This window comes from Cobetia crustatorum, from assembly GCF_000591415.1.
Classification (GTDB): Bacteria; Pseudomonadota; Gammaproteobacteria; order Pseudomonadales; family Halomonadaceae; genus Cobetia; species Cobetia crustatorum.
Map to the genome: position 1 here is coordinate 1 of NZ_JEMF01000046.1, position 23388 is coordinate 23388.

Consider the following 23388-nt stretch of genomic DNA (forward strand, 5'->3'; position numbering starts at 1 on the left):
TATGGTTCAGAGTCTAACAGCCGCTGATACTCCAACTAGCGTGACAGTGGGGGCCAGTTCATGATCAACACCGGCCTTTTTCCAGTTACGACCAGGACCGGTTCTGTCGCGTGTACCAATGATCAATTTAACGGGCACTGTGAAATCACCAAACTCGGTAATCACCGGCTGAGTGAAGATCATGTCATACGTTTTTGCATTGACCCACGCCATCGTTTCCTTATCCGGACCTTGTATCTGACCTGTGATGAAATCAGTGAGAGAAGAATACGTTGCGTTCCACTCGCCTGCATAATAATTCTTCTGCTGATAACGCCTGACACTTTCGGGAGTCTTGGCCAATTCGTTTTTATAAAAGAAATTGGTGTCTTTATAGTCAACATATTGAAGATAGTTCTCAAGGCCAATCGGGTTCAACAGTATCAATTCTTCGGTCGCACTCGGATACATCAGTGCAAAGCGGCTCGCCAACATGCCACCCATGGAGTGCCCTAATACAATCGATTCTTTTATATCAAGTGAGTCCAGCAGTGCATGCGTTTGCTGCGCCAAAGCGGCAAAAGAGTACTGATAGTCGACTGGCTTGGATGATTTACCGAACCCTATTTGATCCGGGATCAATACGCCATAACCTAGCGACTGCAAATACTGAGCGGTTGATGTCCAATAATCGGCATTGAAGTTCTTGCCATGCATGAGCGTTACCACTGGCATGCCTGACGTTGGCTTCAAATAGATATACGCCATCTTCAAGGGTTGACGCTGTGAGTCGAACGAGAAGTAATTGACAGTGAAGTCGTATGGATACTCACTTAAAAGCGCATCATACGACAGAGACGATGTATCTTGAGAGATAGCTACTGGCGTGCTATCTCCCGATGCATTATTGGCAAGAGCATTACCTGCCAATAGCAACAAACCAGAAAGACACACGGATTTTATGGGAGACATTTTGATTCCTATGAACAAGCGACGCCTTCATTCAATGGCGTTTCGCTTGATTCATCAAGGGTGAATATGGGCGACAGCCGCTACCTAGCGGAAACGCCGTTGAGCCAGCAAGCCTTTTACCAATGGCGTGATGATCAATTCGATGGCTAACGACATCAGCGCACCAGGTACCACCAGCGTATGCGGACGCGACATGAATGAGCCCTGAATCATGGCCAACAGGAAGGGAAAGTCGACACTGCCCGGGTCACGAAAATGGACGACAACCATCGACTCAGCATCCGTGGGAATATCCTGGGGCTCGAACGGGTTGGAGGTATCTACCGTCGGCACGCGCTGGAAGTTGATGTGCGTGCGCGAGAACTGCGGTTGAATATAGCGCACGTAGTCATCCATACGGCTCAGGATGGTATCCACTACCGCTTCCTGGGAGTGCCCTCTCAGCTTGGTATCGCGATCAATCTTCTGAATCCACTCCAGGTTCATGGTGGGCGCCACGCCGATAAGCAGGTCTACATGACGTGCGATGTCATGCTCCGGCGTCACCAGTCCGCCATGCAATCCTTCATAGAACAATAGATCAGTGCAATCCGGCAATGACTGCCACTCTGTGAAGGTACCAACCTTATAGCCAGCCTCGATCATCCGCTTGTCTTCGGCGTGAATATAATGCCGATGCGTGCCAGAGCCCTGCTCACCATATTCGAGAAATAACGCTTCCAGACGATCAAGCTGATTGGCCTCGACGGCAAAGTGCGATAGCTCACGCTTGCGTTCCGGTGCTTCCTTGAATATGCGGACCAACTCAGCACGGGTGTAGCGGTGAAAGGCATCACCGTCCACGTAGGCAGCATGAATTGCTTCACGCGAGAACATACGCTCAAAGGTACGCATGACCGTGGTGGTTCCTGCGCCGGAGGAGCCCGTCACGGCAATGACCGGATATTCCCGCGACATCAGTTCGCCACCCTGGAGGTCATGGCGGAGATGGCCCGCTCAATGGCATCGCTGACGCGCTCACTCGGGACGACCAGTCCTTGTGCATCAGCGAAGACCAGTCCGACACGCAATGTCGCCAATATCTTGCCATCGCTCTGACGTACGAGGCGGTGATAAATCCCAAGCCCTTTGCCAGAGACAGCCTCCATGGCAGTCTCCACGATGATGGCATCGCTCAATTTTCCCTCGCCCTGATACTGCACAGCGAGATCAGAGACGATGCTCATCAGGCCATCAACATCCCACTCGGGAAAGCCCAATGCCTGCCACGCTTGACCACGTGCTTCGTGGGCAAGGCTGATCACACTGTCATGCCCGAGGTGCTGGCCATAATTGATGTCGCTGACCCGAATCGTCATTGCATGACGATGCACAAGGCGCGGTTCCGGGAATTCGAGCCGGATACGATCCATGGTGACTCCTTGTGACTACGCCTGTGTAAGGCGGCGTGTGTAAGACGGTATGTGCAAAGCGGCGGAGGTGAGGCGGATGAAGAGAGAGTTGATCGCACAAATCGCTAACCGACTAGCCACGCTCAGGCATCTCCCGAAATGACATCTCTCTTTATTCCCCGCGAACCGATCGCACGTCCATCAATCCTGGATTGTATTTGATAGAGGGTTATCGCACGGGCAGTGCCAGTCTGACCAGACTCTCGACACGATGGTCGTAGAGCCATATTGCACTTTCATGGGAGCTCTAACGACATGACCCGGCCATTGGCCGGGTCATGTCGTGAAGTCGAATCACCCCCCACTCAGGGCTGCAATGCCTTAGGCATCGCCACGTTCACGGGCGATGGCACGCCAAGCGATATCGCGTCGTACCAGCATGTCCTGCCAGTTGATGGCATCGACACCTTCGTAAGCGCGCTCAGTGGCGGCGGCCACGCTGTCACCCAGTGCAGTGACACACAGGACACGACCACCGCTGGTGACGACTTGCCCGTCCTGCTCGGCAGTACCTGCATGGAAGACCTTGCAGCCAGTCGCCTCGGCAGCATCAAAACCACTGATGATGTCGCCCTTGCGATAGCTGGCTGGATAGCCACCAGCGGCCAACACGACACCGACGGCTGCGCGGGAATCCCACTCGCAGGTCTGGGTCGCGAGACGCCCTTCTTCGGCGGCCAGACACAGCGCAACCAGATCAGATTTCAAGCGCACCATGATCGGCTGAGTCTCCGGATCTCCGAAGCGGCAGTTGTACTCGATGATCTTCGGTGTACCTTGTGCATCGATCATCAGGCCGGCATACAGGAAACCCGTATACGGATGGCCTTCCGCTGCCATGCCACGCACGGTGGGCAGAATGATTTCGTCCATCACGCGCTGGTGGACATCAGCCGTCACGACTGGCGCCGGTGAATAAGCGCCCATGCCACCAGTATTCGGGCCAGTATCGCCTTCACCGGCCCGCTTGTGATCCTGGCTAGTTGCCATCGGCAGCACATTCTCGCCATCGACCATCACGATGAAGCTGGCTTCTTCGCCGTCGAGGAATTCCTCAATCACGACACGCGCGCCCGCATCGCCAAAGGCGTTGTCTTCCAGCATGTCACGCACGGCGGCTTGCGCCTCTGCGTCACTCATTGCCACGACAACACCCTTGCCTGCGGCCAGGCCATCGGCCTTGATGACGATGGGAGCAGGATGCGCCGCGAGGTAAGCCAGCGCCTTATCGACTTCAGAGAAGGTCGCGTAGTCGCCGGTCGGGATGGCGTGGCGCGCGAGGAAATCCTTGGTGAATGCCTTGGAGCCCTCAAGCTGCGCGGCACCGGCAGTCGGACCAAAGCACTTGAGGCCGGCCTCACGGAAGCGATCAACCACTCCGATCACCAACGGTGCTTCAGGGCCGACAATGGTCAGCTCGATGACGTGATCACGCGCGAAGGTCACCAGCCCGTCGATATCATCCGCGGCAATTGCCAGATTGGTCAGCTTGGACTCGCGCGCTGTACCTGCGTTGCCGGGAGCCACGAAGACCTCCTCGACACGCGATGATTGGGCGGCCTTCCAGGCCAGCGCATGTTCGCGGCCACCGCCGCCGATGATCAGGACCTTCATCTTTTCAACCTTCATGAGCCAGTGAGGATCAAGGCTACCCGCGCGACGCGAGCCACCAGTGAATAATCAGGGTGCGCATTATGGCAGAAAGGCGCTCCACTCGGGACGCCCCTTTTCACATCATGCCAATTTTATGTGACACCCATGCCGCTTCAAGGCCAACGATACCCTTCGAACAAGAACCTCACCTTTAGGTGCGATCATCCTCATTCGGTGTCTCGTCATCACGCGGCGCATCAGCCTCTGGCTGTGCTGGCCCTTTTGATCCCGCCATCCCCGTGCCCATCGCCTGCTGCCAGAAACGCAGATTTTCCTCAGCCACCTCGCGCATCATCTCCATTGGCGAGTGACGTATGGCCTGAGACCACTGCTCCTGCATGCGCTGCTGCTGCTCCATCATCAGGCGCGTGCCCTGCTCCAGATAACCGGCCAGCGGCAGCGGCTTGGCCATCGCGTAGATACGGATGAACTGCTCTAGAAGTTCGTTGGAGAAGATTTGGGCGTCGCCGTCGCCTTGCTCCTGCTCGATGATGATCGTCAGCAGGATAGTGCGGGTTAAGTCCTCACCACTCTTGGCGTCTTCCACCTTGAAGACCTCTTCCGCCAGCACAAGGCTGCGCAGGTCCTCAAGGGTCACATAACGGCTCTGTTCGGTATCGTAGAGGCGCCGATTGGCATATTTTCGGATGACTCGCACAGGTCAGGCTCCTATCGATTTTTCTTCATTGTGCACTCAAGGGGGGGCACTGCAAGAAAAGCCTCATTCGCACGTCGGTGTTCTGCGCGGTACAAACGATGAACCCGTCCGGCAGCATTGAGCGCCATGCTAGAATGGCGCCCGCTGTTTTATGCCTGCTGCTCGTTATATGAAGGCGTTTGTACTCATCGAAATGTGTCGCTGACCTATTGCCATGCTTCACCTTTTCCCTATCCGTCTACTGCCTCCGGTATTGCCATGAACCTGATCTTGCTCGGCGCTGATGACCTGATCGCGCCTGATCACGCCCGCGTCACCGACCCACGCCGTCTGCGCCATCTACGTGAGGTGCATCGCGCCACCGTGGGCGACGAGATGACACTGGGGATCGAAGGCGGCGTGATCGGTCGTGGCCGTTTGGAGAGCATCGATGCGGAATCCGCAGAGTTCAGCCTGCGACTGGAGCATGCGCCACCTCCTCCCCTGAATGTACACCTGCTACTGGCACTGCCGCGGCCACGCATGCTGGCGCGGTCGCTGGAACACGTCACCGCGTTGGGTGTGAAACACATTACCTTGCTGCACACACGGCGCGTCGAGAAGAGCTACTGGCAGTCACCGGAATTGGGCGCAGAGAAAATTCGTCAGCACCTGATCCTCGGGCTTGAGCAGGCACGCGATACGATCATGCCGACCGTCACGCAGGAAAAACTCTTCAAACCCTTCGTGGAAGACCGTCTGCCAGACCTGATGACACCAGCAACGCGCGGCATCATCGCGCATCCAGGCATGGTCAATGCCTGCCCGCGTGCGGTCAGCGAGCCGATCATGTTGGCGATCGGGCCGGAAGGCGGGTTCGTGGATTACGAGGTAGAGCAGTTCCTGAGCGCCGGCTTCCAAGGCGTCCATCTCGGCGAGCGCATCCTGCGCGTAGAGACGGCTGTCACAGCACTCTTGGCACGTCTTGGCTAGCACTAGACCCCATGAGTGCTCAAATAACCGACTCAGCGCCACGCCACACTGCAAGCCTGCCATGGCTGACTTCAAGGCACCTCACCTTGTGTAGATGCGGGCGGCGTTCATGAAGCGGAAAGAACCGTCGGTTATCTTCCCACCAAAGATCGCGATGCAGCCAGACTAGAAATGTCTCCCGCGAGCTGCCCGAATTCATGCGGATGATGTCACGCGGGGCGGCTCCGAACATCGAGTCTCGTCGAATGTTTGCACAAGAAAAAATGCGCTCCGTACAACGTAAATTGCGACATAAGTCTCAATAGCACCGGTCCGGCGTGCGCTGGCGAGGGGTGCAAGTGCGTGATACATTCGAGAGGTTAGGTCACGTTCCATCAATGTTTTCAACAAGATCGCGCAAGTGTCTCCACTCACACACACTTGTCATCCAGGGGCTTCAGGAGGAATACGGCCATGCTCGCAAGACATGACATGACCGCAATAACCCGGCATTTTCGCCGTCTACCCGTCGCGGGTAGTCGGGGACGCGCTGCGGACCTCATCCCATCCTGGATGCTGGCACCCCGTGCCGTGCGTCTCCCCTTCCTGACCGATCCGCCCCTCGTGGTGGCGACGTCTCGTCCAGAAGGTAGTGCGTGCATCAAGTGCGCATGACCCTCAAGCAGCCCTGAGGCTGCCACTGCAGACCATTGCCCGCCCCTGATCGGGGTTATAGCACGCCATTATGAGAGTGCCTTTCCTGGCACGGCTCTCGCGGGCTTAATGATATGCGTTACGGCGCCATCACTACGGCAGCCTGCAGTGTGTTCGCCTATCCTATCGGCACCCAGTGGCCGAAATTCCGCGTCCTGACCTCGAAGCTGGCGGCCTGGCCTATGCCTGCGTCTACCCCGGTAGCGAATAACGGACAACGCCCTACAACGACTGGAGCGAGTCTTCCATGACCCTGCTGTTGATCGTGCTATTGCCGTTACTCGGTGCCCTGGTCCCTTTAATGGCCAGAAATCTGCCCCGCGGCCGTCTTGCCTGGCTGACCGCAGTGGCACCTGCCATTGCGCTCGGCATTGCTGTCTTCCATCTCGGAGATGTCTTTGCCGGCCAGACTCCCCAATTCCACCTACCGTGGATTTCGGAGCTAGGGCTAGATCTGGCACTACGCTTTGACGGCCTCTCGGCGCTGTTCGTGCTGCTGATTCTAGGCATTGGCCTGCTGATCATTCTCTATTCCCGCTACTATCTCTCTGGCGAGGATTCGCTGGCACGCCTCTACAGCTTCCTGATGCTGTTCATGACCGCAATGATCGGCATCGTGATGGCAGACAACCTGCTGCTGATGTGGGTGTTCTGGGAGCTGACCAGCCTGACTTCGTTCCTGCTGATTGGTTACTGGTATCAGCTGAGCGAGGCGCGCAAGGGCGCCCGGATGGCGCTGACCGTCACCGGCGCTGGTGGCCTGGCACTCTTGGCTGGCATTCTCGTCATCGGGCACATCGTCGGCAGTTATCAGTTCGATGATGTTTTGGCCGCGGCTGATCAGATTCGTTCCAGTGAACTCTATCCTGTCGTGCTGGTACTGGTATTGCTGGGTGCCTTTACCAAGTCAGCCCAGTTTCCATTCCAGTTCTGGTTGCCGCATGCGATGTCTGCCCCGACGCCAGTCTCGGCCTTCCTGCACTCCGCCACCATGGTCAAGGCGGGCGTCTTCCTGCTCGCGCGTATGCACCCGATTCTGTCGGGCACTGACCTCTGGTTCTACATCGTCAGTTTTACCGGGCTTGCCACCTTGCTCTATGGCGCCTGGTTTGCACTGATGAAGCAAGACCTCAAGGGCGTACTGGCCTTCTCGACCATCAGCCATCTGGGTCTGATCACGTTACTGTTCGGCTTCAATAGCCAGATGGCTGCCGTGGCGGGCCTGCTGCACATCATCAACCATGCCACCTTCAAGGCTTCGCTTTTCATGGCGGCCGGCATCGTCGATCACGAGTGCGGTACGCGTGACATCCGCAAGCTCAATGGCCTGTATCGCTACATGCCACATACCACGATATTGGCGATGGTGGCCTCGGCCTCGATGGCAGGCGTACCGCTGCTTAACGGCTTCCTCTCCAAAGAGATGTTCTTCGCCGAGAGCCTCGATGCCCAACTGCTCGGCGGTCTGTCGTGGCTGATTCCGGCACTGGCAACGCTTGGCGGCATTCTGTCAGTGGCCTATTCACTGCGCTTCATTCATGACGTGTTCTTCAATGGCGAACCGAAAGACCTGCCGAAGACCCCACATGAACCGCCACGCTATATGAAGTTGCCGATCGAGATTCTGGTGTTGATCTGTCTGTTGGTCGGCATTCTGCCGTCGTTGGTGATCAAGGACCTGCTGGTCAGTGCCTCCGCCAGCGTGCTGGCTGGCCCGGTGCCAGAATTCAGCCTCGCCATCTGGCATGGCTTCAATGTGCCGCTGATGATGAGCGGCATCGCGCTGGCCGGCGGGGTGGGTGTCTATGCATTACGCCATCACCTCTACTCCTTCCAGCGTCAGTTCCGTGCCCGCAATGCATTGCTGGTCTTCGAGGCCAACATACAGCGCCTGGTCAATCTGGCCGAACGCAGCATGGACAGCTTCGAGAACGGCTCCCTGCAGCGCTACATGCTGTGGCTACTACTGACAGCACTGCTGTTCGTCGGCATTGGGCTGCTGGCAGTTCCGCAGCTCAGTGGTGAGTTTGAGCAGCAACCCTTCGACGCCATGCTGCTGACGGGGGCCGTGATTACCGGCCTGGCAGGCCTAGGGACCGCCATCACACACCGCAAGCGCATCGTCTCTCTGCTGATGCTATCGGTCGTGGGTTTGATGACCTCGCTGGCCTTCGCACGCTTCGCAGCGCCAGACCTGGCGCTGACACAGCTGGCAGTGGAAGTGGTGACCATGATTCTGCTGATGCTGGCGCTGTTCTTCCTGCCCCAACGTACGCCCAAGGAATCCAGTGCCCGCCGCATCATGCGCGACGTATTACTGGCCAGCGCCTTTGGTGTCGTGATCGCTAGTCTTAACTTTGCCATTCTGACGCGTCCGGTGGAGTCGATTTCCGACTTCTTCATGGCCAATGCAGTGTCCGGTGGCGGCGGTCACAACGTGGTCAACGTCATTCTGGTCGATTTCCGTGGCTTCGATACGCTGGGCGAGATCACCGTACTCGGCATTGCAGGTCTGGCGATCTTCAAGCTGCTCAATCGCTTGCGCCTGTTCATGCCCTCGAGTGATCTGGATGGTCGGAGCTGGTCTCCAGATCGCCATCCGATGATTCTGGCCACCGTATCGCAGACCCTACTGCCATTGGCACTACTGGTCTCGGTCTACATCTTCCTGCGTGGCCACAACGAGCCGGGCGGTGGCTTCATCGCCGGTCTAGTCACCGCCGTTGCCATCATCCTGCTCTATATCGCACGTGGTGTGGACTGGACACAGCGCTGGCTGCGCTTCCCGTATCAGCCAGTCGCAGCCGCGGGTGTACTGATCGCAGGCCTGACAGGAGCAGGTAGCTGGATGTTCGGCTATCCCTTCCTGACCTCGTCCTTCGGTCACTTCACGATTCCCGTTATCGGCGAAATCGAGTTGGCCACTGCGTTGCTATTCGATCTCGGCGTCTACCTGACCGTGGTCGGCGCGACCCTGATGATTCTCGCCAATCTCGGCAAGCTGACGACACCGCACCGTCCGACCAAGGAGAAGAGCTGATGGAAGCCCTCTACGCCACTACCACCGGTCTACTGGCCGCCTGCGGTGTCTACCTGACCTTGCGCGGGCGCACCTTCCCCGTCGTGGTCGGCCTGACCCTGCTGTCCTACTCAGTCAACCTGTTCCTGTTCTCAATGGGCGGTCTGGCAATGCATGGTAATCCAGCCGTTGTCGGCGCTGGCACACCGGCCGCTGATCCACTACCGCAGGCACTGGTACTAACCGCCATCGTGATCGGCTTCGCCATGACGGCCTTCGTCGTCATATTGGCGATGCGCGCCCGCGGCGACCTGGGCAGTGACCACGTCAATGGTAACCGTCTCGATGTCTCGCGGGAGGACGGCAAGTGATGCTGCAACACCTGATCGTTCTACCGGTCGTCCTGCCGCTACTGGTCGGTGCCAGCCTGCTGCTGAGCCGGTCCTCGTCACCGGTATTGCGACGCACCATCAGTTTGGTCGCCCAGGCTGTGATGGTGATCATCGCTATTGCACTGGTCGCGCAGGCTGGTGATGGCACCATTCGCTACTATGCACTGGGTGACTGGCAGCCGCCGTTTGGTATCGTGCTGGTACTCGACCGTCTCTCGGCCAGCATGGTGCTGCTCAGCTCGGTACTGGCGTTCTTTGCCTGCTTATATTCCACGGCAGGTATCGATGAGACCGGCTCCAACTTCCATGGCCTGTTCCTGCTCCAGCTGATGGGTATCAACGGCGCCTTCCTGACCGGTGACCTGTTCAACCTGTTCGTGTTCTTTGAGGTGCTGCTGATCGCCTCCTATGCCCTGCTGCTGCACGGCGGCAGCAAGGCTCGCACGTTGTCAGCGCTGCACTATGTGGTGCTGAACCTGCTGGGCTCAGCGTTCTTCCTGATTGCACTGGGCATTCTCTATGGCGTGACCGGCACCCTGAACATGGCTGACATGGCGGTCATCGTCACCACGCTGGACCCGGGCCGCGCGGGTCTGATGGAAGCCGGCGGCCTGCTACTGCTGGTGGTATTTGGACTCAAAGCCGCGATGGTGCCGCTGTACTTCTGGCTACCGCGCGCCTATGCCGCTGCCTCGGCACCGGTGGCGGCGCTGTTCGCCATCATGACCAAGGTGGGTATCTATTCCATCCTGCGCGTCTATTCGCTGATCTTCACCGACAACGCCGGCACACTGGCCGACCTTGGCCGCGACTGGCTGTGGTGGGCGGGCCTAGCCACCCTGGTGGTGTCGATGATCGGCGTACTCTCGGCGCGTGATCTGCGTACGTTAGTGGCCTATCTGGTAATGATCTCCGTGGGGACATTGCTGACAGCGCTGGGCATGAACAGCGTCGAGGCAGATAGCGCATTGTTGTTCTACCTGATTCATTCGACCCTGATTACCGGCGGCCTCTTCCTGCTGGTAGATGTGATCGCGGGACAACGCGGAAAGGCGGGGGCCCGTATTGTACGTGCCCGCCCGTTGCTGCAGGCAGGACTGCTGGGGGGGCTATTCCTGATCGGTACAGCCGCTGCCGTCGGTCTACCGCCCTTCTCCGGCGCTATTGGCAAGGTGTTGATCCTGACGTCGGCATCTCCCGAGCAACAGATATGGCTGTGGCCGCTACTGCTGCTGGCGGGACTGTGCTCGATGATCGCTTGCTCTCGCGCAGGCTCCAGCATTTTCTGGCGCACCGGCAAATCAGAGCCCAGTGGTGATCGCATCGGCCTGGCACGCGGCATCGCCACCGGCGGCCTACTTTCAGCAGCGCTTGCGCTGGTGGTACTCGCTGGCCCGCTGTCGAACTGGACGCGTGCCACCGCCGAGCAGCTATCGAATCCAGCACCGTACCTTGAAGCCTTGCTGGGCAAGGATGCTTCACCGGAAACCGCACCGCCGCTGAAGGGAGACGAGGAATGATAAAGAAACGTTCTCGCCTGCTACCGACGCCCATGCTGTCAGTTCTGCTACTGATCGTATGGCTGATGCTACAGAATAGCGTCGCACCGGGTCAGCTTCTGCTAGGCGCAGTACTGGCCATCGCGATCCCGATGCTGACCTATCGCTTCTGGGAGCCACAGCCAGACCTTCAGAAACCGTGGCGATTGATCAGCTACTTTCTGCGCGTGATTATGGACATCATCATTGCCAATCTGCAGGTGTCGCTACTGATCCTTAATCCGCGGGCGAAATTCCGCCCGGCCTTCGTGCACTATCCGTTGGAGTTGGAGGAGAAGTTTCCGATCACTCTATTGGCAAGCACCATCACGCTAACGCCGGGCACGGTGTCAGCCTACCTGACACTGGATGGCCGCCATCTGATCATCCATGCGCTGGATGTGGAAGATGAACAGGAGTTGATCGACGAGATCCGTCAGCGCTACGAGCGCCCGCTCAAGGAGATCTTCGAATGCTAGATATTGCTCTGTGGATCAGCATCGCGTTGTTTGCGGCCTCGCTGATGCTCAATGTGTTCCGCCTCGCCATCGGACCAGATCTGCCAGACCGCATCCTCGCGGTGGATACCATGTATGTGAATTCCATCGCGCTGATCGTGCTGTTCGGCATTCAGCTCAACAGCAAAGCCTACTTCGAGGCGGCGCTTCTGATCGCCATGCTCGGTTTCGTCAGCACCGTAGCGGTCTGCAAGTACCTGTTGCGCGGCGACATCATCGAATGACCTGAGCGGAGAGTTTCCATGCCTACCTGGTTCTATCCCGTCCTTGAGGGTGTCATTGCCTTCTTCCTGGTGGCTGGCGGTATATTCGCCTTCATCGGATCTCTGGGGCTAACGCATCTCAAGGACTTCTACATGCGCCTGCATGGCCCCAGCAAGACCACCACGCTAGGGGTCGGCTGTGTGCTGATGGCGTCGATGATCTATTTCCGCGCCACCACGGGCCACTTCAGCTTTCAGGAGATGCTGATCACCATCTTCCTGTTCATTACTGCACCGGCCACCGCACACCTGCTCTCAAAGGCAGCACTACATCAGAAACTGGTCGCGGACATTCGCACCCGCAACGTTCCCGATCAGCTGGAAACCGCAAGTGAGCCCGACGAGGCCAATGCTCAACAGACAGAATCACGCCTGCCCTGAGTGTATGGGTTGATAAACGTAAACGCCCCGCCATGGCTTCCATGACGGGGCGTTTTACATTAATGGACAAACAGGTAGGAGACGGCGCTAGTGGCTTACCACCCCTGCGAGTGCTGAAGGCACAGCGCTTCCAGTAGATCGATATGCTCCGGTCGGTCATTGAGTGCGGCGATGTAGCGGAAATCGCCACCACCGGCCTCAGTGAAGTAGCCGCGATTCTCTTCCTCCAATTCCTCCAGCGTCTCGAGACAGTCGGCCGCAAACGCTGGCGAGATAACATCAACACTCTCCAGGCCTTCGGCCCCCCATGCCTTGAGCGTCATGTCGGTGTAGGGCTGAAGCCACTCAGCCTTGCCGAAGCGCGACTGATAGGTCATCGCCCACTCGTCCTCGCTGAGCTCCAACGCTTCTGCCAACAGCTGGCTGGTGCGCTCACACTGACGTGGATAGGGGTCACCGGCCGTGGCGTAGCGCTTGGGAATGCCGTGATAGCTCATCAGTAGACGCTTTCCACGCCGCCCTTCTGTTGCCCAGTGCTGACGCACGCTATCAGCCAGTGCAGAGATGTAATCCGGATGATCGTGATAATCGCGAACGAAACGAAGCTCCGGCAGGTGCGGGCATGGCTGGAGCGCTCGCGCCAAGCGATCAAATACGGCGGCAGTTGTCGTGCGCGAAAACTGTGGATAAAGCGGCAATACCAGAATGTGATCAGCGCCACGCTTGGCCAGCTTGCGTCCCACTTCTTCCATCCTCGGATTCCCATAGGTCATGGCTAGTTCGACCGGAATATCTTCCCCCAGCGACTCTGCCAGACGAGCCTCCAGCGCCGCGCGCTGACGCTTGCCGATCGCCATCAATGGCGATCCATCTTCTGTCCAGACCGAAGCATAGGCCTCAGCGACCTTCTTCGGGCGAGTGGTCAGCACCAGCCCATGAAGTATCGGCAACCAGAGCAGACGCGGCAGATCAATCACGCGCACGTCGCCGAGAAACTCTCCCAGATAGCGCCGTACCGCCTTGGGCGTTGGGGCATCCGGGGTACCGAGGTTGACCAACATGACGCCAAAACGCGGGGGACTCATGGATGACGAACTCCTGACAGTAGGGCAAGGATTACGATGAGACGGCGGCCATGGATGCCCCGCCTGGCAACATTATCATCTTACCAGCTCGCACTGTTCGACGGAGATAAAGTTATACTATCATCACGATTGGTATAACTTTTAAACAAGTATTGTCCCAACTTGCTTCGCTCGATAATTACGGACAAGGAATCAGCATGAGCCATATTTGGCAGGCCAGCGCTCCCGTCACGCTTTATCACGATGGTAAATGTCCGCTGTGCCAGCGTGAGGTTGCCTGGCTATCACGTCACCCCAAGCGTGAGCGAGTTCAAACCGTCGATATTCGTGCCGAGGATTTCTCGCCCAAAGCGCTAGGGCTGACGTTGAACACCATGATGGGACGGCTACATGTGCAGGATGCACGTGGCGAATGGTATGTAGGGATGGATGCCAGCCGAGCACTTTATACAGTACTCGGATATCGACGTTTGGTGAGAGTTTCGCTGCTCCCGGGGCTACGTCCGCTAATGGACATGAGTTATCGCTTCTTCGCGCGCCATCGTGAACGTCTCGGTCGCTGGGTGCCTGATGCTAAACACTGCAATCAACACCAGGAGCGAAAAAATCGCACCTGAAACAAGATTAAAAACGGAGCGACAGCGGTTGATGGTACTGGGGCGGGCGACCGATCACCTCGTCATTGACGACCTGCGAGACCAACCAGGCGCGATGCAAGCCCGCCCGACGCAACTCACTGTAGACGTCCTCAAGTGAGCGGAACAGCATTGGCTTACCGCGCCGAGTGAGCAACTCGCTACGCTCGGCACGTATATCGTCAGCGGCCCCAATCATCAGCTCGACTAGATAGAAATGACTGGCGGCATGACTGATGATGCGTACTTCAAGCTCAGGATATTCGGCCACTAGCGACTTGAGATTACTGGTAAAAAGATTCACAGGCCTGGAGGTGTCGACGATTCTGGACATGATAGTAGCTCCTGCGCCATCGAGAGCATGGCACCCAAGGATATAAGGCTCGATGGCACGAGACTTGGGAATACGGTATCTGTCTAATGATAGTCAGCATCGCCACGACAGGCGGCAAGGCTTCACGCCAGACTAAGGGTCGTGGATAACAGTATTGAGGCGAAAAGATGGCGATTGAATGACGTACTCACGCCTGCCGCGAAGTGTCATCGCGACCTGGCGCATACGCAAAAGCAACCCAGCACCCAGCCAGAATCAGGGGGGAATGTTGCTCTATCAGCAAAAAGAGGGAATGAGGATGGAGGGGAAAGACGCCAGAATCAGAACATGCTGACATGAAAAAGGGAGAGGGCAGATGCTCGTAATACAACCACGCAGGCTCTCATCCATGACAGATTGAGGAGAGCCTGCGTGCCTCACCAATTCGCTTACAGCGAGTTGGGGTCAATGGCCTTGCCAAGCGAATTACGGTCGATCCACTTGCCGGCCTTGGTTTCCTTGTAACGGAAGACCACCATGTCGCCAGCGACAACCGGCACTTCACTGTCTTCGGTCTGATAGCTGTAGCTCTCGCCCTCCACGACCAGCGTGAAGCGATAGAGATCCGGCATGCCCAGCCATTCCTTGAAAGGCCCTTCGCGCTCAAGGCTCTCAAGTGGGCCACGCCCTTGCAGCTTCGGCGTACGTGCGCGTCCGCGCCCAAATCCACCTGCCATGTTATCTCCTCCCCGTCATTCCGGGTCTTGCGAGGCAACGGCCGCAGCCACTGCCCGAGTGCATGATTGATACGCGAGTGCGCATCACATTATTCAGCGAAGGCCTGGCCATAACTGTCCGGCGCCAGATCCTCGAAGCGGGTGTACTTGCCAATGAAGGCCATATGGACCGACCCGATAGGCCGTTACGCTGCTTACCGATGATGAGTTCGGCCAGCCCCTTGTTATCGGGATTATCCTTGTTATAGACCTCATCGCGATAAACGAAGGCAATCACATCGGCATCCTGCTCGATGGCGCCGGATTCACGTAGATCCGACATCACCGGTCGCTTGTTGGGACGCTGCTCGAGCGAGCGGTTCAGCTGCGACAGTGCTACTACTGGGCAACTGAACTCCTTGGCCAGGCCCTTGAGCGAGCGCGAAATCTCGGAGATCTCGGCGGTGCGGTTATCGGAGAGTCCCGGCACCTGCATCAGCTGAAGGTAATCGATCATGATGAGGCCAAGGTTGCCATGCTCACGCGCCATGCGCCGACAACGTGAACGCATCTCGTTGGGGGATAGCGCCGCCGTGTCATCGACGAACAACTGCTTGTCCTTGAGCAGATTGACCGCCGACGTTAGTCGCGGCCAGTCCTCATCCTCAAGCTGCCCAGTACGCACCTTGGTCTGGTCGATACGGCCCAGCGAAGAAATCATGCGCAGCATCAGCGATTCGGCAGGCATCTCCATGGAAAACACCGCAACAGGCTTATCACCTGAAACGACCGCATGCTCCACCAGGTTCATGGCGAAGGTGGTCTTGCCCATCGAAGGACGCCCGGCAATGATCACCAAGTCAGAGGCTGCAGGCCTGAAGTCATATCATCGAGATCTCGGAAGCCCGTCGACAGACCTGTCATCTGACCTTTGAGATTGAACATCTCATCGATGCGATCGACAGCGCCGGTCAGCAGCTGGCTCATGCCCTTGGGGCCACCACTCTTGGGGCGTGACTCGCTGATCTGGAAAACGAGGCGCTCGGCCTCATTGACCAACTCGTCGGCATCACGGCCTTGCGGGCTGAACGAGCTCTCGGCAATCTGGTTGGCCGCCTGAATCAGCTTGCGCAGGGTCGCACGCTCACGAACGATATCAGCGTAGGCCTTGATATTGCTCGCCGAGGGCGTGTTACGCGCCAGTTCGGCCAGTGTCGCCAGTCCGCCGACGGACTCTAACTGATCACGACTGTCCAACAGCTCGGATAGCGTCACCACATCCAATGGGCGACTGCCACCGACCAGCTGCGTCATGGCATTAAAGACCAAACGGTGCTCATAACGATAAAAGTCGTCGGCCACCAGCCGCTCAGAGACTGTATCCCAAGCACTGTTGTCCAGCATCAAGCCGCCAAGTACCGATTGCTCGGCCTCCAACGAATTGGGGGGCACCTTGAGCGCCGCCGTCTCGCGATCCTGACCCTGCATCTCGCTCATGCCTGACTGACTCCTGCTGATGACTGACATGCCCACGGGCGCAACTATTCTCGTGCATCACTGTGGACCTGCCAACAGCAATGCAATGAATCCAACATACGTCATGGGGGCAGGCATTCTAACGGATTTCAGACCGCCTTGCCCTGCCTGCATTGCCGTCGGAGACCACCGATGCTACTGAACAAGGCTTCCTGGCTTCGCCCCACTTCTTTCCTGCCCCCTTGTGGCCACTGAACAAGGGGCACAAAAAAAACCGCTTCCGCATCAGAGATGCGAAGGCGGTTTTGAGTACTGCATGTAGCGGCTGCATAGTGCAGCCGCTACGGATCAGCGATTACTCGCCGACCACAACCACACGAACAGTAGCAGTTACTTCAGCGTGCAGTTGCAGCACGATGTCGTATTCGCCAGTGCTGCGCAGCGGGCCTTCCGGCATACGAACTTCGCTCTTGGCGATTTCGATGCCAGATTGGGCGATAGCTTCGGCCAGATCACGCGGACCGATGGAACCGAACAGCTTACCCTCTTCGCCAGCTTTGGCGACGAGGGACAGTTCGATTTCATTCAGCTGAGCGGCACGCGCTTCAGCTTCAGCCTTGCGTTCTGCAACCTGTGCTTCCAGCTCAGCGCGCTGAGCTTCGAAAGCAGCCTGGTTTTCAGCAGTTGCCGGAACAGCCAGGCCGTACGGCAGCAGGTAGTTGCGACCGAAGCCAGCCTTAACGGAAACCTGGTCACCCAGGTTACCCAGCTTGCCAATCTTGTCGAGCAGAATGACTTGCATCTCGTAAACCTCTTATCGATGACTGCCAGCGAGACGTGCGCGAAAATCCGCAAATACGTCAGTAAGGGCCAGCAGCAGCAAAATCAGAATCGTGGGCCAGGTGGTCAGCAGCAAAAAGTAGATGCCGATAAGCCATAACCCGCTCATCCCCTTTAACCCGATATAGCCATGCACCAGAGCGATGCCAGCCACCAGTAGCGGTATCCAAACAAGCAGGAGCACCGCGGGAACATTCAGCAGCACGCCAAGAATCCCGCAGGCTGCCAATACCAGGATTTCGCGCAAGCTCAGCCGGAAAGCATGAAACTCATCACGAAACCCACCCGGATTGTAGAGCCCGGATTGCCAGCTACGCGCCAAGGCCAGACAGGCAGTGGCAGCCAGCATAACGACTAACCCAGTGATGCCGCCGATGACCAGCCTGCGAGCTGTTCAGTCGACACGCCTTGAGCGGCAATGTCGTTCAGGCGTGCATCCAACTCAGGAGCATTCTGACGAATGCTCTCGAGCAATGGGCCAGCCCCGCCTGGTGGCAGGAATATCCCTAACTGCACCATCAGTGCCGACGTCAGACTAGCGCCAATTAGCGCTTCTCCCCAGCGCACGCGAGCGCGCAGCAAGGTAGCCATCAACGTGACCAGCAACACGGTTGCCAGAGGCACCGGGTCACCCTGTGTCCACCACCAGCCCGCCGGTAGGGCGGCAGCAATGAAGACGGGTGCGGCTGGTGCAAGGCCACGCCGAAGCGTGACCAGCGCACTGATGGCGGCACTGAACCAGAAGAGCCAAGGCACAAGTCCCGCCAGCAGCGCAATGACAATGCTCTGCAGCGGACCGCGCATGGCCCAACGTGCCAGTGCCAGCATCATGGTGTCGCCTTACTGGTGGCTGTCGCTGTACGGCAGCAGTGCCAGGTAGCGTGCGCGCTTGATGGCAGTCGCCAGCTGACGCTGGTAGCGCGCCTTGGTGCCGGTGATACGGCTCGGGACGATCTTGCCGGTCTCGGTGATGTAAGACTTCAGGACTTCGATGTCCTTGTAGTCGATCTGCTTCACGCCTTCAGCGGTGAAGCGGCAGAACTTGCGACGACGGAAGAAACGTGCCATTGCAATGACCTCCTGGGGTGCGGTATCAGTTGACGTCTTGAGCTTCGGATTCGTCGCGCTTGTCTTCACGACGCGGGCGCTTCTCTTCAACCGGCTTCATCATCGGAGACGGCTCAATCGCCGCATCCTTTGCACGCACAACCAGGTTACGGATGATGGCATCGTTGAAACGGAAGATGGTTTCGAGTTCTTCGACCACTTCACCCGTTGCTTCGATGTTCATCAGCACGTAATGGGCCTTGTGGATCTTGTTGATCGGGTAGGCCAGGTGACGGCGGCCCCAATCTTCCAGACGATGCACAGTACCGTTAGCTTCGGTAACGATAGAGGTGTAACGCTCAATCATCGCCGGAACCTGTTCGCTTTGGTCCGGGTGGACCATGAACACGATCTCATAGTGACGCATGGCTTGGCTCCTTTCGGTTTGGCAGCCTCCACGGCGCGTCTCGGGCCGGGAAGCAAGGAGTGGAGTGATTACTACGGTTGTGCGATCAGACCCGAAGATCATGGATCGCGCGTACGAGCGAGGGCCGTTGCCCTCATGCCGCACATTCACTGCAGACTGCACTTCACAGAACCGCAGTATTGTAGAGAGGTGTCAAGGGCTTGGCAAGCAATCCGTGGGCCACCTCATCTTTAATCAAAGCCTCAGTCACCCACAGTGCAAGTATCAACCGCGACGCTGGCGCACCGCCTCGAATAAACAGATGCCCGCAGCGACCGAGACGTTAAGGCTCGAGACACTGCCCGCCATCGGCAGCTTGACCAGGCTATCGCAGTGCTCGCGCGTCAGACGACGCATGCCCTTGCCTTCCGCGCCCATCACGAGGGCAACAGGGACGGTGAAGTCCGCCTCGAATGCCAACACTTCAGCTTCGCCAGCGGTCCCCAACACCCAGACGCCAGACTCTTTCATCGCATCCAAAGTGCGCACCAGATTGGTCACCTGATACACCGGCACAACCTCGGCAGCGCCACAGGCGACTTTACGAACGGTAGCATTCAGCGAGGCAGATTTATCCTTGGGCACGATGACGCCATGTGCGCCCGCAGCATCAGCACTGCGCAGGCAGGCGCCGAGATTGTGCGGATCCGTCACGGAATCCAGCACCAGAAACAGCGGCGGCTCCGCATGTGACCAGCCATCCAGACGCAACTTGAGGCCCGTCTCGTTTTCGGTTGCCAGTGGCGGGCACAGGGCGACCAGCCCCTGATGTGCTCCACCTCCAGCAGCCAGAGCATCCAGTTCATCACGGCCACGCAAGGTGACGCGCGAACCAGCAGCACGCGCCTGCTCGATCATATCGCTCAGGCGTGTCTCGGCTTCGCCTGCCTGCACCCAGAGCTCGCTCGGCGCACGCCCACGCGCCAACAGCGCCTCAACGGCATGCACGCCATAGACAGCTTCTAGCCCGCCCGGGATCTGCGGTGCACGAGAGCTGCCTGACGAATGCCGACTGCCACTTCTACGGCCTGCACCACGCTCACCGCCACGATCACTGCCGCGCTGTTCGCCTGCGGGCTTACCGCGGCCGGGCTTGCGCCCCTTGTCCTGACTCATCTGTGCTTTCCTGCCTTGTGGCCCTGACACTGGCCCATGAAACGTGGACTACCGCCATGACAGTAGCCGTGAATGTCTGGCGAATAATGCAACCGCCTAACGCATCAACCCCGACCGAGGCCGGGGCTGAGACTGCATGTGACGACGAACCTGCTAGCGATTAGCTACGTCCGTTACCACGTTGCCCACGAGAGCGCGAACCACGCTTGCGAGACGGGTCATCTTTACCGGCAGCGCCCATCGGCGCCACAGCAGCAAAGGGGCTGTCCGGAGATTCAGGGCCGCTCGGCACTGCCGGTCGTGCAGTTGCAGGGGCATCAGAGGGTGCAGCGCTGGATGACGCCTGACGCTCATTGCCAGCAGCCGGCTTGCGATCACCACGACCGGAACGATCTCCACGCGGCTTGCGCGCGGGACGCTCAGAAGCTGCTGCTTCCTGAGGCGCAGCTTCACTATCGGCTTGCCCCACCTCATCGGTCAGAGACTTGAGACGTTCGCGCTCACGCTTGCCCGGACGCCCCTTGGCAGCAGATTCCTTGCCACTGGTCTCCTTGGTGCCCGGCGCGGCCTCGCCACTGCGATCAGCACTACGTGCCTTGCGCGGCTTGCGCTTGGGACGCGGTGTCGGATCGTTGAGCATGAAGTCGATCTTGCGCTCATCCATGTCGACGCGTGCGACCTGCACGGTGACACCATCGCCCAGACCATAGCTGACGCCCGCACGCTCACCCTTGAGGCGATGCTTCTCTGCCTCGTAGTGATAGTAATCAGACGGCAGTGAGGAGATATGCAGCAGCCCCTCGACATAATAGGCATCCAGGCGCACAAACAGGCCGAACTGAGTGACAGCAGCCACGGTGCCTTCCAGCACCTCGCCCACCTTGTCTTTCATGAACTCGCACTTGAGCCAATCATTGACGTCACGCGTCGCCTCATCGGCACGACGCTCGGTCATTGAGCAGTGCTCACCCAGTTCGAGCATCTGCTCAAAGGTGTACGGGCACCACTTGGTCGGGCGTTCGGTCACGGCATCTTCGGCACGCAGGACAGTATCGGTCTTGCGCGGGCCACGAATGACCGAGCGAATCGCACGGTGTACCAGCAGGTCAGGATAACGACGAATCGGCGAGGTGAAGTGCGCGTAAGCTTCATACGCCAGCCCGAAGTGACCTTCGTTCTGCGGCGAGTAGACGGCTTGCGTCATGCTGCGCAGCATCACGGTCTGAATGATATCGAGGTCCGGACGCTCGGCGATGGATGCACGCAAAGTCTGGAAATCCTTCGGTGCCGGCTCGTCGCCGCCCTCAAGCGTCAGGCCCAGCTCGCCCAGGAAGGCGCGCAGGTTGGCTAGACGCTCAGGCGCAGGCTGCTTGTGGACACGATAGAGTGCCGGTAGGTCGTGCTGATCAAGGAAGCGCGCAGTCGCCACGTTGGCGGCCAGCATGCATTCCTCGATCAACTTGTGCGCATCATTACGCGTACGCGGCACGATCTGCTCGATCTTGCGCTCATCGTTGAACAGTATCTGCGTTTCGGTCGTCTCGAAATCGATCGCACCACGCTTGTCACGCGCCTTGCGCAGTACAGCATACAACGCGTGCAGGTTATGCAACGACGGCAGTAGCGCATTGTATTGCTGGCACAGCGACTGGCCTTCTTCGCTATCCGGGTCCTGCAGCATCGTGGCGACCTTTTCATAGGTCAGACGAGCATGCGAACGGATCACGGCTTCAAAGAAGCGATAGTCGAGCATTTCACCGCTGGTGTTGGAAATGGTCAGTTCGCACACTAGTGTCAGGCGATCGACATTCGGGTTGAGCGAGCACAGACCATTAGATAGCAGCTCAGGCAGCATCGGCACGACCTGGCCCGGGAAATACACCGAGTTGCCACGCGTATAACCTTCCTGATCCAGCGGACTACCGCCACGAACGTAGTGAGACACGTCAGCGATGGCCACCATCAGCTTCCAATCACCGTTGTCTTTCTGCCAGGCACAGACGGCATCATCGAAATCCTTGGCATCTTCGCCATCGATGGTGACCATCGGCGTCTCGCGCAGATCGATACGACCTTTCTTGTCTTCTTCCAGCACTTCAGCGGAAATGGTCGAGATCTGGTCTTCGACTTCTGGCGGGAATTCACTGGGAATGTCATGCGAGCGGATCGCAATGTCGATTTCCATTCCCGGATCCATCCGCTCGCCAAGCACTTCAACGACCTCACCGACCGGCTGAATGCGGGTCGCAGGCTGCTGGGTGATGCGCACGGAAACCACCAGACCGTCCTTGGCACCATTGGCCGCACGGTTGGGAATGATGACTTCCTGAGCGATGCGCGAGTTCTCGGGAATCAATACCCCGAAATCCGGCTCAGACTGACGGTAGATACCAACCAGTGTCTGGGTGTTGCGCGCCAACACTTCGACGATGGTGATCTCGTCGCGGCCACGACGATCACGGCCACTGACACGGGCCAGCACCTGATCACCGTGGAAGACACGACGCATCTGGCGCGGCGGCACGGCAAGATCAGGCTTGATGCCGTCTTCACGCGCAAGGAAGCCGAAACCATCTCGGTGACCGACGACGCGGCCACGAATCAGATCGAGCTTATCGATCAGCGCATAGGCGCCGCGTCGATTGCGCAGCACCTGACCGTCACGCTCCATGGCATTGAGGCGACGACGCACTGCTTCCTGCTGATCGTCGTCCTCGAAGCCGAGCATACGGCTCATGTTCTCGTGGGTGATGGGCTTGCCATACTCTTCCAGCTTGTCGAGCAGATACTCGCGACTGGGGATGGGCTTGTCGTACTTATGGGCTTCGCGTTCCGCGTGCGGGTCGTCGCTGAGCGTCCATTGGGTCATTAATCAGGATTCCTTGACGATGAATTCGAGACGGGCAGCGGTCGCGGCACGGAATGTTAGTTTGTCTCTCATGCGCGCATTATAGCCCGTACCCTTGGGCCGACCCAACCATTCCCCGTGCATCACGTGAGTGATGGAGCAAAGAAGTGTCAAAGACAAGCCTGAAAAGCACACAGGAGTAAGCTTCACCAGCGCTTTGTGGCGAATGTCATTTGACCTCATCAAATCTCTATTCGGCTTAATGGGGGATGCATCAAAAGCGAAGCATAGAAATTACTTGCATTTCGGCCATGCATCCGTATTATTCGGCACCACTTGCCCAGATGGCGGAATTGG

The 23388-nt window shown here is 58.0% G+C and carries 22 protein-coding genes and 2 pseudogenes; 9 read left to right on the forward strand and 15 right to left on the reverse strand.

Features of this window, described 5'->3' with window-relative positions; all coding sequences use genetic code 11:
* Positions 1 to 6: 6 nt before the first annotated feature.
* The 5 genes from BF12_RS0110645 to phaR form a co-directional block, all read right to left on the reverse strand.
* Positions 7 to 951: an alpha/beta hydrolase gene (locus BF12_RS0110645; RefSeq protein WP_024952264.1), complete on the reverse strand. Its 945-nt coding sequence runs from the start codon at positions 949 to 951 to the stop codon at positions 7 to 9.
* 84 nt (positions 952 to 1035) lie between these two features.
* A complete protein-coding gene (locus BF12_RS0110650; RefSeq protein ID WP_024952265.1) occupies positions 1036 to 1908 on the reverse strand; it encodes a phosphoribulokinase in 873 nt (290 codons plus the stop codon).
* Positions 1908 to 2363, reverse strand: a complete 456-nt coding sequence (locus BF12_RS0110655) for an acyl-CoA thioesterase (protein WP_024952266.1) — start codon at positions 2361 to 2363, stop codon at positions 1908 to 1910. Before BF12_RS0110655 ends, BF12_RS0110650 begins: the two co-directional genes overlap by 1 nt.
* Positions 2364 to 2723: 360 nt before the next feature.
* On the reverse strand, positions 2724 to 4016 hold the full coding sequence (purD, locus tag BF12_RS0110660) for a phosphoribosylamine--glycine ligase (protein WP_024952267.1): 1293 nt from the start codon (positions 4014 to 4016) through the stop codon (positions 2724 to 2726).
* Between the two features lie 190 nt (positions 4017 to 4206).
* Complete coding sequence (gene phaR / locus BF12_RS0110665; protein WP_024952268.1) at positions 4207 to 4713, reverse strand: polyhydroxyalkanoate synthesis repressor PhaR; 507 nt, start codon at positions 4711 to 4713, stop codon at positions 4207 to 4209.
* A 258-nt stretch (positions 4714 to 4971) separates the two neighbouring features.
* Between phaR and BF12_RS0110670 the strand changes: the two genes are divergently transcribed.
* From BF12_RS0110670 to BF12_RS0110700, 7 genes are all read left to right on the forward strand, one after another.
* The gene (locus tag BF12_RS0110670) at positions 4972 to 5685 is read left to right on the forward strand and encodes a 16S rRNA (uracil(1498)-N(3))-methyltransferase (RefSeq protein WP_024952269.1); all 714 of its coding nucleotides are present in this window, start codon (positions 4972 to 4974) and stop codon (positions 5683 to 5685) included.
* 940 nt (positions 5686 to 6625) lie between these two features.
* A complete protein-coding gene (locus BF12_RS0110675; RefSeq protein WP_024952270.1) occupies positions 6626 to 9418 on the forward strand; it encodes a monovalent cation/H+ antiporter subunit A in 2793 nt (930 codons plus the stop codon).
* Positions 9418 to 9768, forward strand: coding sequence for a Na+/H+ antiporter subunit C (locus tag BF12_RS0110680; protein WP_024952271.1), 351 nt, complete (start codon positions 9418 to 9420; stop codon positions 9766 to 9768). Before BF12_RS0110675 ends, BF12_RS0110680 begins: the two co-directional genes overlap by 1 nt.
* Positions 9768 to 11309 carry a monovalent cation/H+ antiporter subunit D gene (locus BF12_RS0110685; RefSeq protein WP_024952272.1) on the forward strand — a complete coding sequence of 514 codons (1542 nt, stop codon included), beginning with the start codon at positions 9768 to 9770 and terminating at the stop codon, positions 11307 to 11309. The genes BF12_RS0110680 and BF12_RS0110685 overlap by 1 nt, the downstream gene beginning before the upstream one ends.
* On the forward strand, positions 11306 to 11806 hold the full coding sequence (locus tag BF12_RS0110690; RefSeq protein WP_024952273.1) for a Na+/H+ antiporter subunit E: 501 nt from the start codon (positions 11306 to 11308) through the stop codon (positions 11804 to 11806). Before BF12_RS0110685 ends, BF12_RS0110690 begins: the two co-directional genes overlap by 4 nt.
* Positions 11800 to 12069 carry a K+/H+ antiporter subunit F gene (locus tag BF12_RS0110695; RefSeq protein WP_024952274.1) on the forward strand — a complete coding sequence of 90 codons (270 nt, stop codon included), beginning with the start codon at positions 11800 to 11802 and terminating at the stop codon, positions 12067 to 12069. Before BF12_RS0110690 ends, BF12_RS0110695 begins: the two co-directional genes overlap by 7 nt.
* A gap of 18 nt (positions 12070 to 12087) precedes the next feature.
* Entirely contained in the window at positions 12088 to 12489 is a 402-nt protein-coding gene (locus BF12_RS0110700; RefSeq protein ID WP_024952275.1) for a Na+/H+ antiporter subunit G, read from the forward strand.
* Between the two features lie 95 nt (positions 12490 to 12584).
* Here the strand turns inward: BF12_RS0110700 and hemH are convergent, their stop codons facing one another.
* Positions 12585 to 13574: a ferrochelatase gene (hemH, locus tag BF12_RS0110705; protein WP_024952276.1), complete on the reverse strand. Its 990-nt coding sequence runs from the start codon at positions 13572 to 13574 to the stop codon at positions 12585 to 12587.
* A 197-nt stretch (positions 13575 to 13771) separates the two neighbouring features.
* On the opposite strand from hemH, the gene BF12_RS0110710 reads away from it, so the two are divergent.
* Complete coding sequence (locus BF12_RS0110710) at positions 13772 to 14191, forward strand: thiol-disulfide oxidoreductase DCC family protein (protein WP_035159891.1); 420 nt, start codon at positions 13772 to 13774, stop codon at positions 14189 to 14191.
* A 7-nt stretch (positions 14192 to 14198) separates the two neighbouring features.
* Here BF12_RS0110710 and BF12_RS0110715 read toward each other — a convergent pair whose 3' ends face one another.
* The 9 genes and pseudogenes from BF12_RS0110715 to rnr form a co-directional block, all read right to left on the reverse strand.
* Positions 14199 to 14543 (reverse strand): DUF6482 family protein, encoded by a 345-nt coding sequence (locus BF12_RS0110715; protein ID WP_024952278.1) that lies wholly within the window; start codon positions 14541 to 14543, stop codon positions 14199 to 14201.
* Positions 14544 to 14971: 428 nt separating this feature from the next.
* On the reverse strand, positions 14972 to 15259 hold the full coding sequence (locus BF12_RS0110720) for a hypothetical protein (protein WP_024952279.1): 288 nt from the start codon (positions 15257 to 15259) through the stop codon (positions 14972 to 14974).
* A gap of 89 nt (positions 15260 to 15348) precedes the next feature.
* Positions 15349 to 16735: pseudogene (gene dnaB / locus BF12_RS19680) on the reverse strand (replicative DNA helicase).
* A 334-nt stretch (positions 16736 to 17069) separates the two neighbouring features.
* On the reverse strand, positions 17070 to 17516 hold the full coding sequence (rplI, locus tag BF12_RS0110730; protein WP_024952280.1) for a 50S ribosomal protein L9: 447 nt from the start codon (positions 17514 to 17516) through the stop codon (positions 17070 to 17072).
* Positions 17517 to 17528: 12 nt separating this feature from the next.
* Positions 17529 to 18382: pseudogene (locus tag BF12_RS19685) on the reverse strand (hypothetical protein).
* 12 nt (positions 18383 to 18394) lie between these two features.
* Positions 18395 to 18622: a 30S ribosomal protein S18 gene (rpsR, locus tag BF12_RS0110740; protein WP_024952281.1), complete on the reverse strand. Its 228-nt coding sequence runs from the start codon at positions 18620 to 18622 to the stop codon at positions 18395 to 18397.
* A 25-nt stretch (positions 18623 to 18647) separates the two neighbouring features.
* Complete coding sequence (gene rpsF / locus BF12_RS0110745; protein WP_024952282.1) at positions 18648 to 19028, reverse strand: 30S ribosomal protein S6; 381 nt, start codon at positions 19026 to 19028, stop codon at positions 18648 to 18650.
* A gap of 264 nt (positions 19029 to 19292) precedes the next feature.
* Entirely contained in the window at positions 19293 to 20183 is an 891-nt protein-coding gene (rlmB, locus tag BF12_RS0110750; RefSeq protein WP_084488079.1) for a 23S rRNA (guanosine(2251)-2'-O)-methyltransferase RlmB, read from the reverse strand.
* A 160-nt stretch (positions 20184 to 20343) separates the two neighbouring features.
* A complete protein-coding gene (rnr, locus tag BF12_RS0110755; RefSeq protein ID WP_024952284.1) occupies positions 20344 to 23052 on the reverse strand; it encodes a ribonuclease R in 2709 nt (902 codons plus the stop codon).
* A 133-nt stretch (positions 23053 to 23185) separates the two neighbouring features.
* Here rnr and BF12_RS22405 point away from each other — a divergent pair.
* A partial coding sequence (locus tag BF12_RS22405; protein ID WP_211242438.1) for a hypothetical protein occupies positions 23186 to 23388 on the forward strand: 203 nt, incomplete at its 3' end.

Excerpts from the sequence above, each read along its gene's own strand:
- BF12_RS0110700 (WP_024952275.1), top strand. The coding sequence starts at position 12,088 with ATGCCTACCTGGTTCTATCCCGTCCTTGAGGGTGTCATTGCCTTCTTC.
- purD (WP_024952267.1), bottom strand. The coding sequence starts at position 4,016 with ATGAAGGTCCTGATCATCGGCGGCGGTGGCCGCGAACATGCGCTGGCC.
- BF12_RS0110680 (WP_024952271.1), top strand. The coding sequence starts at position 9,418 with ATGGAAGCCCTCTACGCCACTACCACCGGTCTACTGGCCGCCTGCGGT.
- BF12_RS0110655 (WP_024952266.1), bottom strand. The coding sequence starts at position 2,363 with ATGGATCGTATCCGGCTCGAATTCCCGGAACCGCGCCTTGTGCATCGT.
- rnr (WP_024952284.1), bottom strand. The coding sequence starts at position 23,052 with ATGACCCAATGGACGCTCAGCGACGACCCGCACGCGGAACGCGAAGCC.
- BF12_RS0110675 (WP_024952270.1), top strand. The coding sequence starts at position 6,626 with ATGACCCTGCTGTTGATCGTGCTATTGCCGTTACTCGGTGCCCTGGTC.
- rpsR (WP_024952281.1), bottom strand. The coding sequence starts at position 18,622 with ATGGCACGTTTCTTCCGTCGTCGCAAGTTCTGCCGCTTCACCGCTGAA.
- rplI (WP_024952280.1), bottom strand. The coding sequence starts at position 17,516 with ATGCAAGTCATTCTGCTCGACAAGATTGGCAAGCTGGGTAACCTGGGT.
- BF12_RS0110645 (WP_024952264.1), bottom strand. The coding sequence starts at position 951 with ATGTCTCCCATAAAATCCGTGTGTCTTTCTGGTTTGTTGCTATTGGCA.
- BF12_RS0110720 (WP_024952279.1), bottom strand. The coding sequence starts at position 15,259 with ATGGCAGGTGGATTTGGGCGCGGACGCGCACGTACGCCGAAGCTGCAA.
- BF12_RS0110690 (WP_024952273.1), top strand. The coding sequence starts at position 11,306 with ATGATAAAGAAACGTTCTCGCCTGCTACCGACGCCCATGCTGTCAGTT.
- BF12_RS0110710 (WP_035159891.1), top strand. The coding sequence starts at position 13,772 with ATGAGCCATATTTGGCAGGCCAGCGCTCCCGTCACGCTTTATCACGAT.
- BF12_RS0110715 (WP_024952278.1), bottom strand. The coding sequence starts at position 14,543 with ATGTCCAGAATCGTCGACACCTCCAGGCCTGTGAATCTTTTTACCAGT.
- BF12_RS0110685 (WP_024952272.1), top strand. The coding sequence starts at position 9,768 with ATGCTGCAACACCTGATCGTTCTACCGGTCGTCCTGCCGCTACTGGTC.
- BF12_RS0110695 (WP_024952274.1), top strand. The coding sequence starts at position 11,800 with ATGCTAGATATTGCTCTGTGGATCAGCATCGCGTTGTTTGCGGCCTCG.
- BF12_RS0110670 (WP_024952269.1), top strand. The coding sequence starts at position 4,972 with ATGAACCTGATCTTGCTCGGCGCTGATGACCTGATCGCGCCTGATCAC.
- rpsF (WP_024952282.1), bottom strand. The coding sequence starts at position 19,028 with ATGCGTCACTATGAGATCGTGTTCATGGTCCACCCGGACCAAAGCGAA.
- BF12_RS0110650 (WP_024952265.1), bottom strand. The coding sequence starts at position 1,908 with ATGTCGCGGGAATATCCGGTCATTGCCGTGACGGGCTCCTCCGGCGCA.
- rlmB (WP_084488079.1), bottom strand. The coding sequence starts at position 20,183 with ATGAGTCAGGACAAGGGGCGCAAGCCCGGCCGCGGTAAGCCCGCAGGC.
- hemH (WP_024952276.1), bottom strand. The coding sequence starts at position 13,574 with ATGAGTCCCCCGCGTTTTGGCGTCATGTTGGTCAACCTCGGTACCCCG.